Source organism: Streptomyces sp. NPDC101118 (genome assembly GCF_044759445.1).
Classification (GTDB): domain Bacteria; phylum Actinomycetota; class Actinomycetes; order Streptomycetales; family Streptomycetaceae; genus Streptomyces.
On the sequence record NZ_JBIVZG010000001.1, the window covers coordinates 305043 to 319023 of the forward strand.

13 protein-coding genes are annotated in these 13981 nt (G+C 71.7%); 4 read left to right on the forward strand and 9 right to left on the reverse strand.

Translation table 11 applies throughout. The features are described 5' to 3' along the window. Nucleotides 1–11 precede the first annotated feature (11 nt). The 5 genes from ACIQUQ_RS01375 to mce all read right to left on the reverse strand — a co-directional run bounded on the left by ACIQUQ_RS01375 (nt 12) and on the right by mce (nt 7935). A complete protein-coding gene (locus tag ACIQUQ_RS01375) occupies nt 12–791 on the reverse strand; it encodes an ABC transporter permease (RefSeq protein ID WP_403969818.1) in 780 nt (259 codons plus the stop codon). Nucleotides 792–794: 3 nt separating this feature from the next. Continuing rightward, nucleotides 795–1823 carry an ABC transporter ATP-binding protein gene (locus ACIQUQ_RS01380; protein WP_403969821.1) on the reverse strand — a complete coding sequence of 343 codons (1029 nt, stop codon included), beginning with the start codon at nt 1821–1823 and terminating at the stop codon, nt 795–797. A 137-nt stretch (nt 1824–1960) separates the two neighbouring features. Then, a complete protein-coding gene (locus tag ACIQUQ_RS01385; protein WP_399948661.1) occupies nt 1961–2899 on the reverse strand; it encodes a cellulose-binding protein in 939 nt (312 codons plus the stop codon). Nucleotides 2900–3081: 182 nt separating this feature from the next. Further along, nucleotides 3082–7311, reverse strand: a complete 4230-nt coding sequence (scy, locus tag ACIQUQ_RS01390; RefSeq protein WP_403970546.1) for a polarized growth protein Scy — start codon at nt 7309–7311, stop codon at nt 3082–3084. A gap of 183 nt (nt 7312–7494) precedes the next feature. Beyond that, the gene (mce, locus tag ACIQUQ_RS01395) at nt 7495–7935 is read right to left on the reverse strand and encodes a methylmalonyl-CoA epimerase (RefSeq protein ID WP_403969824.1); all 441 of its coding nucleotides are present in this window, start codon (nt 7933–7935) and stop codon (nt 7495–7497) included. Between the two features lie 136 nt (nt 7936–8071). Between mce and ACIQUQ_RS01400 the strand changes: the two genes are divergently transcribed. Together ACIQUQ_RS01400 and meaB are read left to right on the forward strand one after the other, a co-directional pair. Then, a complete protein-coding gene (locus ACIQUQ_RS01400) occupies nt 8072–9274 on the forward strand; it encodes an acetyl-CoA C-acetyltransferase (protein WP_403969827.1) in 1203 nt (400 codons plus the stop codon). Between the two features lie 69 nt (nt 9275–9343). Beyond that, nucleotides 9344–10303, forward strand: a complete 960-nt coding sequence (gene meaB, locus ACIQUQ_RS01405; RefSeq protein ID WP_403969830.1) for a methylmalonyl Co-A mutase-associated GTPase MeaB — start codon at nt 9344–9346, stop codon at nt 10301–10303. A 132-nt stretch (nt 10304–10435) separates the two neighbouring features. Here the strand turns inward: meaB and ACIQUQ_RS01410 are convergent, their stop codons facing one another. The 4 genes from ACIQUQ_RS01410 to ACIQUQ_RS01425 form a co-directional block, all read right to left on the reverse strand. After that, entirely contained in the window at nt 10436–10912 is a 477-nt protein-coding gene (locus tag ACIQUQ_RS01410; RefSeq protein WP_399948669.1) for a MarR family winged helix-turn-helix transcriptional regulator, read from the reverse strand. Between the two features lie 83 nt (nt 10913–10995). After that, nucleotides 10996–11778: an AIM24 family protein gene (locus ACIQUQ_RS01415; RefSeq protein ID WP_403969833.1), complete on the reverse strand. Its 783-nt coding sequence runs from the start codon at nt 11776–11778 to the stop codon at nt 10996–10998. Next, a complete protein-coding gene (locus ACIQUQ_RS01420; protein WP_399948673.1) occupies nt 11778–12428 on the reverse strand; it encodes an AIM24 family protein in 651 nt (216 codons plus the stop codon). The genes ACIQUQ_RS01415 and ACIQUQ_RS01420 overlap by 1 nt, the downstream gene beginning before the upstream one ends. Continuing rightward, the gene (locus ACIQUQ_RS01425; RefSeq protein ID WP_399948675.1) at nt 12428–13066 is read right to left on the reverse strand and encodes an AIM24 family protein; all 639 of its coding nucleotides are present in this window, start codon (nt 13064–13066) and stop codon (nt 12428–12430) included. The genes ACIQUQ_RS01420 and ACIQUQ_RS01425 overlap by 1 nt, the downstream gene beginning before the upstream one ends. Nucleotides 13067–13264: 198 nt before the next feature. Here ACIQUQ_RS01425 and ACIQUQ_RS01430 point away from each other — a divergent pair, with 198 nt between their 5' ends. Both ACIQUQ_RS01430 and ACIQUQ_RS01435 read left to right on the forward strand, forming a co-directional pair. Then, nucleotides 13265–13609, forward strand: coding sequence for a DUF3817 domain-containing protein (locus ACIQUQ_RS01430; protein ID WP_403969837.1), 345 nt, complete (start codon nt 13265–13267; stop codon nt 13607–13609). After that, nucleotides 13606–13899: an MTH1187 family thiamine-binding protein gene (locus ACIQUQ_RS01435; protein ID WP_403662120.1), complete on the forward strand. Its 294-nt coding sequence runs from the start codon at nt 13606–13608 to the stop codon at nt 13897–13899. The genes ACIQUQ_RS01430 and ACIQUQ_RS01435 overlap by 4 nt, the downstream gene beginning before the upstream one ends. Nucleotides 13900–13981: the final 82 nt, after the last annotated feature.

Below are 13981 nucleotides of genomic sequence, written 5' to 3' on the forward strand. Positions count from 1 at the left end.
TCCGCCCGCGGCTAGGCGTCCCGGCGCTTGAGCACGAGGTAGCCGCCGACGAGGGAGGCGGCGACCCAGATCAGCATGATGCCGAGCCCGCCCCAGGGCCCGTACGGCGCCTCGTCGCCGCCCATGGCGTTGGGCACGACCTGCATGATCTTGGCGCCGGCCTGGTCGGGGAAGTACCGGGCCACCTCCTTGGCCTTCGGCACGGCCGACAGGATCTGCGAGATCAGGAAGAAGAACGGCACCAGGATGCCCAGCGAGAGCATCGAGCTGCGCAGCATCGCGGTCACGCCCATCGAGAAGACCGCGATCAGCGCCATGTAGAGCCCGGCGCCGATCACCGCGCGCAGCACGTTGGGCTCGCCGATCGATGTGTGGTGCGTGCCGAGCAGCGCCTGGCCGAGGAAGAAGGACAGGAAGCTGGTGGCAAGGCCCACCCCCAGGGCCAGCAGCCCGGCCACCGCGATCTTGCTGAAGAGGAAGGCGGCGCGCTGCGGCACGGCGGCGAGCGAGGTGCGGATCATGCCGGAGCTGTACTCGGTGCCGACGACCATCACGCCGAAGACGACCATGGCGAGCTGGCCGAGCACCATGCCGGAGAAGCTGATCAGGGTCGGGTCGAAGGTGGCCCGCTCCAGGTCGGAGAGGTTCTCGAACTGCGATTTCATCAGCGCCGACAGCGCAGCGCTGAGCGCGACGGTCACGACGAGGGCGCTGATCAGGGTCCAGGTGGTCGAGGAGACCGTACGGATCTTGGTCCACTCGGACTTCAGCACGGCGGGTGCGGCGGCCACGGTTCAGGCCCCCTTCTTCTTGGAGGGCGTCCAGTCGCCGCCCCAGCCGGCTCCGCCGGCCGCGTCCGGTGCCCCGCCGGGCGGCAGGGGCGGCACGGGTCCCGGCAGGCCCGAGGCGTCCTCGCCGGGCGAGTGGGCGTGGTACTCGACCGTGCCCGCCGTCATCCGCATGAAGGCCTCCTCCAGGGAAGCGCGCTGCGGGCTCAGTTCGTGCAGCACGATCTGGTGTTTCGCCGCAAGTTCTCCCAGATCCTCGGCCGAAACCGCGTCGATCTCCAGAGCTCCCGAACCCGTGCTCACGGCGGGAATTCCGTTACCCGCCAGTACGTCCCGGAGTCGTTCCTGCTGGGGAGAGCGGACCCGGACATAACTGCGCGAGTTCTGCTGGATGAAATCGGCCATGCTGGTGTCCGCGAGCAGCCGGCCCTGTCCGATCACGATCAAATGGTCGGCCGTGAGTGCCATTTCGCTCATCAGATGGCTGGAAACGAAGATCGTCCTTCCTTCGGCCGCCAGACCTTTCATCAGATTTCGGATCCAGTGAATTCCCTCGGGGTCCAGACCATTGACGGGTTCGTCGAACATGAGGATCTCCGGATCTCCCAGCAGCGCCGAGGCGATGCCCAGCCGCTGGCCCATGCCCAGGGAGAACCCCTTCGACTTCTTTCCGGCCACGGCCGTCAGCCCCACCGTGTCCAGCACCTCGTCCACCCTGCTCGCCGGGATCCGGTTCGACTGCGCGAGGCAGAGCAGGTTGTTGTACGCGCTGCGGCCGCCGTGCATCGCCTTGGCGTCCAGCAGCGCCCCGATGTACTTCAGCGGCTCGTCGAGGTCCCGGTAGTGCTTCCCGTCGATCCGAACCGTCCCGCTGGTGGGGTTGTCGAGATCGAGCATCATCCGCATCGTGGTCGACTTGCCCGCCCCGTTGGGCCCGAGAAAGCCCGTCACCACTCCCGGTCTGACCTGGAAGCTGAGGTCGTCGACGGCGATCTTGGCGCCGAAGCGCTTCGTCAGGCCCTCAAGCTCGATCATGCGGTTCACGCTAGAACGGCCCAGGGCCCCCCGCCACCGGAGTGACGGAGGGCCCTGGGGCACGGGGTACTGCTGCGCTGCGCGGGGTGCGTCGCGGAGCCGCCCGGGGGAGCGGGCCGCGCGGCCGCCCGGGGGGACTAGCGGCTCTGCTGCGCGGGGACGCCGCGGGTGACGGGCTCGTCGTCCATCGGGGAGCCGGCCGCGGCCACGGCGGCACCCGTCAGCGTCGCCAGCATCTCGCGGACGTTGGTCAGCTGCGCGTTGATGGAGTCGCGGCGGTTCGTCAGCGCCGCCAGCTCGCGCTCGGATTCGCTGCGGATGCGGTCCGCCTTGGCGTTGGCGTCGGCCACGATGTCCTCGGCCTGGCGCTGCGCGGTCTCCACCGTCTGGCGGGCCCGGCGCTCGGCGTCCGTACGGAGCTTCTCGGCCTCCAGGCGCAGCTGCTCGGCGCGGTGCTCGATCTCGGCGAGACGCTTCTCCGCCTTGGCCTGACGGGAGGCCAGGTCGCGCTCGGACTGCTCGCGGCGCTTGGCCAGGTTGGTCTCGAAGTCCGCGGCGGCCTGCGCGGCCTTGGCGCGGGTCTCCTCGAACAGCGCGTCGGCCTCCTCGCGCTTCGACTGCGCGTCCTTCTGCGCCTCGGCGCGCAGGGTCGAGGCGTCGCCCTTGGCCTTCTCGACGATGCGGACGCCCTCGTCCTCGGCCTTCGCCTTGCGCTCGGCGGCGAACGACTCGGCGTCGTTGCGGACCTGCTGGGCGGCCGACTCGGCGAGCTCGCGGTGCTGCTCCGCGGCCCGGCGGGCCTCCTCGCGCAGGTCCTTCGCCTCCTCCTCGGCGAGCCGCAGGATCTTCTCGACCCGGGCGCCGAGACCGGCGTACGACGGCTCCGCGTCGTTGACCTGGGCCTGGGCGTTCTGCGTCTCGAGGTGGAGTTCCTCGATGCGCTTCTCCAGGGAGTTGATGCGGGACAGGGCGCTGTCACGGTCGGCGACGAGCTTGGTAATGCGGTCGTCCACCTGACCGCGGTCGTAACCACGCCGCACGAGCTCGAAGCCGAAGGGGGAGGAAGTGTCGCTCATGGGGTTCCTGTCGAATGAGACCGGTGAGGTGTTAGGGGAATCCTAGGCGCCCGAGCGGCGTGTCATCGAGTCAATCCGCGTTTGATCTGGACAATGACACCCCTTTTGAGTGGCAAGGCGCCAGAACGCTTGTCACCCGTTCGCCTGAACCTCCATCAGGAGCACAGAATCAAGTGAACTTTCTAGCCCTCTGACGTCTTGCCACCCGAACGAGTGGATCCCGCGGCCGCTCCGGCCTTCACACCGCCACCGGCCGGACCGCCGGACGGCGACTTTCCGCCACCCGAGGGCGCCTCGAATGATTCCAACGCCTCAAGCACGTCCTGGACACGGGAGATCTCGGCCTGAATGTCCTCCCGGCGGCGGACGAGTACCTCCAGCTCACGGCGGCCCTCTTCGACCAGCCGGGCCGCCTCGGCCTCCGCCTCGGTGCGCATGCGCTCGGACTCGCGGACCGCCTCGGCCTTCTTCTGCTCGGCCTCCTTGAGCAGCTGCTCGGCCTTCTTGACCGCGGCGATGCGGACCTTGCTCGCCTCGCTGCTCGCCTCCGACACCAGGTTCTTGGCCTTCGTCTCGGCCTGGGCGCTCTGCTCGGTGGCGGCCTTGACCAGCTTGTCCACCCGCTCGCCGGCGGACTTCATCTGCTCCGCCGACTCGCGGCGGGCCCGCTCGTGCAGCTCCTCGATCTCGGACTCGACCCGGGTGCGCAGCTCGTCGGCCCGCTCCCTTATGGCCGTCGCGTCCCGGCGGGCGCCGACGAGCAGCTCGTCCGCGTCCGTGCGGGCCTTCTCGACCAGGGTGTTCCCCTCGACCGTCGCCTCGGAGGTGATGCGCGCCGCCTCCTTGCGGGCCGCGTCCACCATCGAGTCGGCCTGCTCCTCGGCGGCCGTGGTCGTCGCCAGGGCCTGCTGCTGCGCCTCCGCCGTGAGGTTCTCGACCTCGGCGGCGGTCTCCGAGATCAGCCGGTCGACCTGCTCGGCCGCCTCGGTGCGCCGCTTGTTCGCCGCCTCGCGGGCCTCGTCCAGCAGCCGCTCGGTCTCCTCGCGGGCCTCCGTGCGCAGCCGCTCGGCCTCCGCCGCCGCCTCCGCCTTGACCCGCTCGGCCTCCTCGCGGGTACGGGTGGCGTGCTCCTGGGCGGACGACAGGTTCTCGGCCGCCTCCGCGCGCAGCAGTTCGGCCTCGTCGGCGGCCTCGCCGACGGTCCGCTCGTTCTCCGCGCGGGTGCGCTCGGTGAGCCGCTCCGCCTCCGCGGTGGCCTCGCCGATGAGCTGGTCGGCCTGCTCGGCCGCCTCGGTGCGCAGCCGGTTGGCCTCGGCGCGCGCCTCGTCCATCGTCTGCTCGGCCTCGCGCTCGGCCGTGGCCAGCGTCTCGCCGGCGGCGACGGTGACCCGCTCCGCCTCGGCGGTGGCTTCGCCGACGATCCGGCCGCCCTCGCCGCGCGCGTCCTCCAGGAGCTGCGCGGCCTCGGCGCGCAGCCGCTCGGCCTCCTCGGCCGCCTCGCCGACGGTACGGTCGTTCGCGGCCCGCGTCTCGACCGTCATCCGCTCGGTCTCGGCGGTGGCCTCGCCGATCAGGCGGGCCCCCTCCGCGCGGGCGTCCTCCAGGACCGTCGCCGCCTCGGCGCGCGTCGCCTCCGCGGCCTCCTCGGCCTCGGCCACCACCTGGCCGGCCTTCTCGGCGGCCTCGGAACGGATCCGGTTGGCGTCCTCGCGGGCGTCGGCGCGGGTGCGCGCGGCCGTCTGCTCGGCCTCGGCCAGCGCGTCGGTGGCCTCGGTACGGATCCGCTGGGCGTACTCGGCGGTGTCCGAGCGCAGCTGCTCGGCCTCCGCGATCGCGTCCGTGACCGTGCGCTCGGCGAGCGCCTTGGCGGCGTCCGTCTCGGTGCGCGCCTCGGTGCGGATCCGGTTGGCGTCCTCGGTGGCCCGCTCCCGCTCGGCGTAGGCGTCGGAGCGGACCCGGTCCGCCTCCTCCTCGGCCTCGGCGCGGGTGCGCTCGGCCGCGTGCTCGGCGGCGCTGCGCAGCCCGGCGACCTCCTCCTCGGCCTGCTCGTGCAGGCCGGCCACGGACTCGCGCACCTCGCGGGCGGTCTGCTCGGCGGCCGAGACCAGCTCGGTCGCGCGGGCGTCCGCCTCCTCGACCAGGCGGGTCGCCTCGGCCTGGGCCTCCTCCACCCGCTTGCGGGCGGCGGCCAGCAGCTCCTCGCTCTGCTCGCGGGCCTGGGCGCGCTCGCGCTCGGCCTCCTCGCGGGCGGAGCCCAGCGTCTCCTCGGCCTCGCGGCGGCGCCGCGTGGCCTCCTCCTGGGCGGCGGCCAGTGCCTCGGCGGCCTCCTCGGCCACCCGCTCGGCGGCAGCCTTGGCCTCGGCACGCACCCGGTCGGCGGTCTCCTGGGCCTCGGTGCGCACCCGCTCGGCCTCGGCCTCGGCCTCGCCGGTCAGCCGCGCGGCGGTCTGCTCGGCCTCGGCACGCATCCGGCCGGCGTCCTCCGCGGCCTCCGTGCGCTGCCGGCCGGCCTCGGCCTCGGCCTGCGTCCGGAGCGTACGGATCCGCTCGGCGGACTCGGTGCGCAGCCGGTCGGTCTCCTCCGCGGCCTCGCGGCGGATGCCCTCGGCCGCCTGGCGGGCGTCGCGCAGGGTCTGCTCGGCGGTGGTCAGCCGGGTCTCGGCCTCCTCGTGGAGCCGGGACAGCTCGGTGTCGGCCTCGGTCCGCTTGGCCGCCAGGGCGCGGTCGGTCTCCTCGTGGCGCTGCCGGGCCGTGGCGTCGGCCTCGGCCCGTACGGTCTCGGCCCGCTCCTCGGCCTCCGCGCGCAGCCGGTCGGCCTCGGCGCGGGTGCGCTCCAGGGTCTCCTCGGCCTGCTTGCGCAGGGTGGTGGCGCGCTCGATGGCCTCGGCCCGGACGCGCTCGCTCTCGGCGGTGGCACCGCCGCGCAGCTCGTCCGCGTCCGCCTTGGCCTTGGTCAGCAGCTCCTCGGCGGTCTTGGCCGCCTCCTCGATCTGCTGGACGGCCTCGCGGCGGGCCTCGCCGCGGATCCGCTCGCCCTCGGCGACGGCCTCGGCGCGCAGCTGCTCCGCCTCGCCGCGCAGCCGCCGGGCCTCCTCCTGGAGCTCGACGGTCTTGGCGCGGTACTCCTCGGTGTCGTCCTTGGCCGCGCCCTTGAGCTGCTCGGCCGTGGCCGCGGCCTGCGCGCGCAGCCGGTCGGACTCGGCCTCCGCCTCGCGGCGGATCCGGTCGGCCTCGTCCGCCGCGGCCTTGCGGGTGGCCCGGGCGTCCTCGGAGGCCTTGTTCAGCACGTCCTCGGCGGTACGGGCGGCCTTCGCCAGCTGTGCCGCGGTGTCCTCGGCGGCGGCGGTACGGCCCTTCTCCCCGGCCTCGGCGATCAGCCGCTCGGCCTCGGCACGGGCGTCGGCCAGCGCCTGCTCGGCCTCGGCCTTGAGGTCCTCGGCCTCCTTGGTGGCCTCGCCGACCAGCCGCGCCACCTGCTCCTTCGCGGTGCGGGTGCGCTGCTCGTTCACGGACTCGGCGGAGGCGAGCTGCCGGGCGGCGCTCTCCTTGGCCTCGGCGAGCACCTTCTCGGCCTCGGCGCGGGCCTCGCGCAGCGCGCCGTCGGCCTCCTGCACCCGCTGCTCGGCGACCCGGCCCAGGTCCATGGTCTGCTGGCGGGTCTGCTCGGACTCCGCGCTCGCGGTGGAGCGCAGCCGCTCGGCGTGCTCGGTGGCCTCCTGGGCCTGCGCGGAGGCGGCGGTCAGCAGCCGCTCGGCCTCCTTGCGGGCGCGCAGCAGGGTGGCTTCGGCCTCGGTACGGGCGGCCTCCGCCTCGGAGGACATCCGGCGCCGGGTCTCCTCGGCGACCCGGGCGGCCTCGGCGCGGGCGGCGTTCAGGGCCTGCTCGGCCTCGGCGCGCGACTCCTCCATCAGGCGGCGGGCCTGGGACTCCGTACGGGCCCGCAGCTGCTCGGCCCACGCGACGTTCTCGTTGACGTGCGCCTCGACGGTCTGGCGGCGCTCGTTCAGCTCCTGGTCCAGCCGCTGCCGGCGGTTGACGGCCTCGGTGTGCAGCTCCGCCTGGAGGCGGGCCTGGTGCTCCGCGTGCTCCTGGAGGATGCGCTGGGTCTGGGCACGGGCCTCGCGCAGCTCGCGCTCCGCGTCGGAGCGCATCTGGTCGGCCTGGACCTGGGCGTTCCGCAGCAGCTGCTCGGCCTGGTAGCCGATGTCCGCGGAGTCGTAGGCGGGGCGGGACGCCAGGGCGCGGCGCGCCTCGTGGAGCTTGGCCCGCAGCACCTCGACCTGGTAGCCGAGGTCGTCGGCGTGCTGGACGGCCTTCTCGCGTTCCTTCTTCAGCCGCTCCATCTCGGCCTCGAAGCGCGAGAGATGGTCGGCCTCAGCCTGAATACTCTCCTGGCGTTCGTAGCCCCGCACGGCGCGGTCCCATCCGTCCCCTGGTCGCAAGCTCTCTCCCAAGAGCACCGTCCGCCCGCTGAACGGCGCCCCCGGGGAATGGTGTCAGACTTCTTGCCGCGTGTCAGAAGGCCCCGACCCCTCGGCAAACACACCAAACCCCGGCCGAGCCACCGCCACTCTACCGGCCGGGGAATCCGGCGGTCAGTGCTCCGTGTGGGAGGAGGGGTTGGAAGTGACCAGTTCGGTGAGGACGCCGTGGCAGTCCTTGGGGTGCAGGAACGTGATCCGGGACCCCATCGACCCGATCCGCGGCTCGTCGTAGAGGACCCGTACGCCCTTGCCGCGGATGGCCTCCGCGTCGCCGTCGACGTCCGCGGTGCCGAAGGCGATGTGGTGCACGCCCTCGCCGTTCTTGGCCAGCCACTTGCCCACCGCGGAGTCCTCGCGGGTGGGTTCCAGCAGCTGGAGGTAGGAGGCGCCGCCGTCGGACGTCTCGTTGATCTTGAGCATGGCCTCGCGCACGCCCTGCTCTTCGTTGACCTCGGTGTGGAACACCTCGAATCCGTACGTGGCACGGTAGAACTCGACAGTCTTGTCGAGGTCGAAACAGGCGATCCCGATGTGGTCGATTCGCGTCAGCATGCCTCCAGTGGAGCGGTCGACAGGGTGGTTACGCAACGTGCGCGCGATCACACCGGATGCCCGGTGACGGCACCGAGTGCCTCTCAGTACATTCAGGTAAACCCTCGTTCACTCCTCATCCAAGGGGCTGTGCCTCATGTCCGGAACGAACAGCACTACTTCGGTGATCGTCGCTGGGGCCCGCACGCCCATGGGGCGGCTGCTGGGCTCGCTCAAGTCCTTCTCGGGCGCCGACCTCGGCGGCTTCGCCATCAAGTCCGCCCTGGAGCGGGCCGGCATCTCCGGCGACCAGGTCCAGTACGTGATCATGGGCCAGGTCCTCCAGGCCGGCGCGGGCCAGATCCCGGCCCGCCAGGCCGCGGTCAAGGCCGGCATCCCGATGAACGTGCCCGCCCTGACGATCAACAAGGTCTGCCTCTCGGGCCTCGACGCCATCGCCCTGGCCGACCAGCTGATCCGCGCCGGCGAGTTCGACATCGTGGTCGCGGGCGGCCAGGAGTCCATGACGAACGCCCCCCACCTGCTCCCGAAGTCCCGCGAGGGCTACAAGTACGGCGCGATCGAGATGCTCGACGCGATGGCGTACGACGGCCTGACCGACGCCTTCGAGAACATCGCGATGGGCGAGTCCACCGAGAAGCACAACACCCGCCTGGGCATCGAGCGCGCCGCGCAGGACGAGATCGCCGCCGCCTCGCACCAGCGCGCGGCCGCCGCCCAGAAGAACGGCATCTTCGAGGCCGAGATCACCCCGGTCGAGATCCCGCAGCGCAAGGGCGAGCCGGTGGTCTTCTCCGTGGACGAGGGCGTCCGCCCCGAGACCACCGTGGAGTCCCTGGGCAAGCTGCGCCCGGCCTTCGCCAAGGACGGCACGATCACGGCCGGCACCTCCTCGCAGATCTCCGACGGCGCCGCCGCGGTGGTCGTGATGAGCAAGGCCAAGGCCGAGGAGCTGGGCCTGGAGTGGCTGGCCGAGATCGGCGCCCACGGCAACGTGGCGGGCCCGGACAACTCGCTCCAGTCGCAGCCGTCCAACGCCATCCAGCACGCCCTGAAGAAGGAGGGCCTGGGGGTCGAGGACCTCGACCTGATCGAGATCAACGAGGCCTTCGCCGCGGTCGCCGTCCAGTCAATGAAGGACCTGGGCGTGACCCCGGAAAAGGTGAACGTCAACGGCGGTGCCATCGCCCTGGGCCACCCCATCGGCATGTCCGGCGCCCGCGTGGTGCTGCACCTGGCCCTGGAGCTCAAGCGCCGCGGCGGCGGTGTCGGCGCGGCCGCGCTGTGCGGCGGCGGCGGCCAGGGCGACGCGCTGATCGTCCGCGTTCCCAAGGCGTAGTCCCGCAACCCACGGGCCGCCCGTAACCCCACGGGCGGTCCCGTAACCCACGGCAGGAGGCAGACAGGCATGGCGGTGGACGTCCCCCAGCTGGTGGACCAGGCCCGCGAGGGCAGGCCACGGGCGGTGGCCCGGCTGATCTCACTGGTCGAGGGGGCGTCCCCGCAGCTGCGCGAGGTGATGGCGGCGCTGGCGCCGCTGACCGGCAACGCGTACGTGGTGGGCCTGACCGGCTCGCCCGGCGTGGGCAAGTCCACCTCGACCTCGGCGCTCGTGACGGCGTACCGCAAGGCGGGCAAGCGGGTCGGCGTGCTCGCCGTCGACCCGTCCTCGCCGTTCTCCGGCGGTGCGCTGCTCGGCGACCGGGTGCGCATGTCGGACCACGCCTCCGACCCGGGGGTGTACATCCGCTCCATGGCCACCCGCGGGCACCTGGGCGGCCTGGCCTGGGCCGCGCCGCAGGCCATCCGCGTCCTGGACGCGGCCGGCTGCGACGTGGTCCTGGTCGAGACCGTGGGCGTGGGCCAGTCGGAGGTGGAGATCGCCTCCCAGGCCGACACCTCCGTGGTGCTGCTCGCCCCGGGCATGGGCGACGGCATCCAGGCGGCCAAGGCCGGCATCCTGGAGATCGGCGACCTGTACGTGGTGAACAAGGCGGACCGGGACGGCGCCGACGCCACCGCCCGCGAGCTGAACCACATGCTCGGTCTCGGGGAGGCCCGCGGTCCCGGCGACTGGCGCCCGCCGATCGTCAAGACGGTGGCCGCCCGCTCCGAGGGCGTCGACGAGGTCGTGGAGGCCCTGGAGAAGCACCGGGCGTGGATGGAGGAGCACGGGGTGCTGGCCCGCCGCCGGATCGCCCGTGCCGCCCGCGAGGTCGAGACGATCACCGTCACGGCCCTGCGCTCCCGGATCGGGGACCTGCACGGCGACCGCCACCTGGACGCGCTGGCCGAGCGGGTCGTGGCGGGCGAGCTGGACCCGTACGCCGCCTCGGACGCGCTGCTGGCGAGCCTGACGGAGGGCTGAGCCCGCCCCGGGCACCCGTACGGACGCGAAGGGCCCGCCTCCCGAAGAGGGGGAGGCGGGCCCTTCGCGCGTTCCGGTACGGGGTCTACCCGCGTCACACGGCGGCGTCAGGGGAGGGCCGCCGGGCCCGGGTCAGAGCTTGCCGCGCTGGTCGCGCAGGTGCTCCGCGATCGGCTTGAGCGACTCGTGCAGGTCCGCGAGGGCCTCGGGCGGAAGCAGGTCGATGAAGTGCTTCCGCACGGAGGCCACGTGGTGCGGGGCGACCTTGCGCATGGTCTCCATGCCCAGGTCGGTCAGCACGGCGTACAGCCCGCGCCGGTCGGACTCGCAGTTCGCCCGGACCACCAGGCCCGCACTCTCCATGCGGGTGATCTGGTGGGACAGGCGGCTCTTGGACTGCAGGGTGGCGGTCGCGAGATCGCTCATCCGCATCCGGTGGTCCTCGGACTCCGAGAGGTTCACGAGGATCTCGTAGTCGTTGTTGGTCAGTCCGAATGGCTGGAGATCCTTCTCCATCCGGTGCGTCAGAAGTCTGTTGACGTCCAGATAGGTGCGCCAAGTGCACTGCTCGGCATCGTTCAGCCAGCGGGTGGCAGTCTCAGTCTCCATACAAGGACTCTACCTAAGAAGTTGAATTATGTACAAAAATTCCTACATCCGGACACGGTCCGTGACCGAAAGAAGCGTATCGGTCACAGTCCGAAGCGGCGCTGCAGGTCGCCGAGCTGCCCGGGCATCCGCGGCACGCCCAGCTGGCCCCCGAGCTGACCCAGCGGCCCGTGCTGCTGCGGCACCCCGGGCTCGTGCGCGACCGCGCCGACCGCCTGCTCCGCCATCAGCATCTCGGTGGACTGGAGCAGCACCGTGCCGGCCCCGACGAACTCGAACTGGTGCTCCTCGCCCGAGGTGCCCCCGATGCCCGCCAGCTGCCGCAGGCCGCCCATCACGCCCTGCATGTAGCCGTGGTCGTAGTGGTGGCACGGCGAGGGGCAGTCCGCCCAGCCCACCAGCGCCTGCGGGTCGACCTTGAGCGGCGGCTCCATGAAGACCACCGGGCCGTTCGACGCGGCCACGAACTTGCCGGTCCCGATCAGCGTCAGGAAGCCCGGCACGATCGACTGCTTCAGGGCCAGCGAGGGCTGGTACGCGAGCAGGTTGCCCGAGCGGATCGTCAGGTTGCCGTTGTCCAGGTCGTACGAGTTCACGTCGAAGGCGCGGTCGGCGAGGAGCATCTTGCCCGACCCCTCCGCGACCACCCAGTCGCTCGCGTGCAGCGGGGAGTGGAAGCTCGTGCGCAGCAGCCGCTCGAAGCGGCCGTGGCCGATGCCGTTGAACTCGATCTGCCCGTAGTAGGAGATCATCTTGCCCTTCTGCAGGAACCACTGGCTCCCCTTGAGTTCCACGCAGAAGGTGTACGGGTTGACGTTGTCGTCGGACGGCAGGGAGTACGGGTCGAGGACCACGGGTCCGGTCATTACAGCTTCTCCTCCGAGGCCTGCACGTACACGACTCCGTGGCCCGAGAGCTCCAGCTGGAACGCCTCGCCCGAGCCACGCCCCACCATGTCGCGCCAGCCGAGCGCGGTGGAGAGCTTGTTCCGTACGTCGCCCCGGTGGGCCACGTACGCCTGCGGGTCCACGTGGATCGGCCGCTGGGGGGTGATCGGCAGCTCGATCACGCCGCCGTGGGCCATCACCGCGACCGAGCCGTGTCCGGCCAGCGTGGTGGTGAACAGGCCCTGCCCGGTCACCTGGCCGCGCACCATGCCCATGACGCCGCCCTGCGAGCCCATGAACATGGTGCCCTGCTGGAGGGTGCCGTCGAAGGCGAGCAGCCGGTCCGCCTCGACGTACATGGTGTCGCCGGTGAGCTGCACCACGTGGATGTGGTGCCCGCCGTGGCCGAACATCACGGTGCCCTGGCCCTCGACGGTCATCAGCGGGGTCTGCTCGTTGGCCACCCGGCGGCCGATCATCCCCATGACGCCGCCCTGACCGCCGGTCAGGTTCGGGGTGAAGCTGACGTCGCCGCGGTAGGCGAGCATCGCGCCGCGCTGGCTGAACAGCCGCTGGCCCGGGATCACCTGGGCCTCGATCATCTTCGAGTTGATCTGGGTGAACGGCATCAGACGTCGCCCCCGATCGTGTTGCGCTCGCTGGGCTGGACGTAGACCAGCCCCTCGCCCTCGAAGCGGATCTGGAAGGCCTCGCCGCCGCCCTCGCCCATGAACGTGCGGAACGTCACACCGGACTGGAAGTGCTGCTGGAGGTTGCCGGTGTGCGCGATGTACGCGCCCGGGTCCACGGAAAGGGGGTACTGGGCGCTGACGCGGAGCACGACCGCCGGCCCGTCGGACATGATGGCCGCCTGGCCGGTGCCCTCGACGGTGGTCGTGAACAGGCCGTTGCCCGTCGCGCCGCCGCGCAGACCGGTGAAGGTCGTGCCGGTGCGCAGCCCGCCGTCGGTGCACAGCAGGTTGCTGGACTCGACGTAGAGCTTCTCACCGTGGAGATTGACCAGATTGATCTCACTCGCGCGGTCGGCGAAGTAGCAGGTGCCGTGCCCCTGCACTTCCATCACGGTCATCTGTTCGCCGGTCAGGCGCCGGGTCACCATGCCGCGGATGCCCTCACCGCCGCCGGTCATCTTCTTGAAGGCCATCTGGCCGTCGTACGCGACCATCGAGCCGTTCTTCGCTTTGACGGCGTCGCCGGACAGGTCGACGGCGAGCACCTTGCTGCCTTGGAGTCGGAACTGAGCCACGGGGATGACGTTAACGGCAGCGCGCGCACCCGAACAGGGCCCGATGGCCGATAAGGGCCCCGGTGGGACGGGGATGGGACGCGGCCGAGACCTGGCGGAGACATCCGGGTGCCCGCCGGCCCGACCCCGGGTCAAGATCGGGTAAACCGCCTTGGGAGAATGGGCCGGACATTTCGCCCTCCGCCCCGAAGGTTGACCGTGGACATCAAGACCGCTTCCGCCCTGCACAGGCTGCGCCTCGTCTCCATCCCCGAGGCCCTCTCGTTCCCGGCGCTGCTGATCTTCGGCTCGCTGCTGAGCCGGATCTCGGACGTCAACCTGGTGATGCCGCTGGGCATGCTGCACGGCGTGCTGTTCGTGCTCTACTCGCTCTTCCTGCTGGACGTGTGGAACAAGGCGAAGTGGCCGCTGAAGAAGGTCGCCCTGTTCTTCCTGCTCGCAGTCATCCCCTTCGGCGGCCTGTACGGCGACAAGCTGCTCAAGCGCGACGAGGCGGACAGCGTCGTCGCCGCCCGCGCGCGCAAGGAAGAGGCCGCCGCGTGATCGTCGCCTTCTCGGTCACCCCGCTGGGCGTGGGGGAAGAGGTCGGCGAGTACGTCGCCGACGCGGTCCGCGTGGTCCGCGAGTCCGGGCTGCCCCACCGCACCGACGCCATGTTCACCTCCGTCGAGGGCGAGTGGGACGAAGTGATGGACGTCGTCAGGCGTGCGGTGGCGGCCGTGGAGGAGCGGGCGCCGCGCGTCTCGGTGGTCATGAAGGCCGACATCCGTCCCGGCGTCACGGACGGCCTCACCTCCAAGGTCGCCACGGTGGAGCGCCACCTGGCCTCCTGACCCCCCGAAGGGCCTCCCGCGAAGCCCCCGCCCCCGGTCGCACAGCTGCCGGGAGCGGGGGCTCCGTACGTCTCCGGACGGC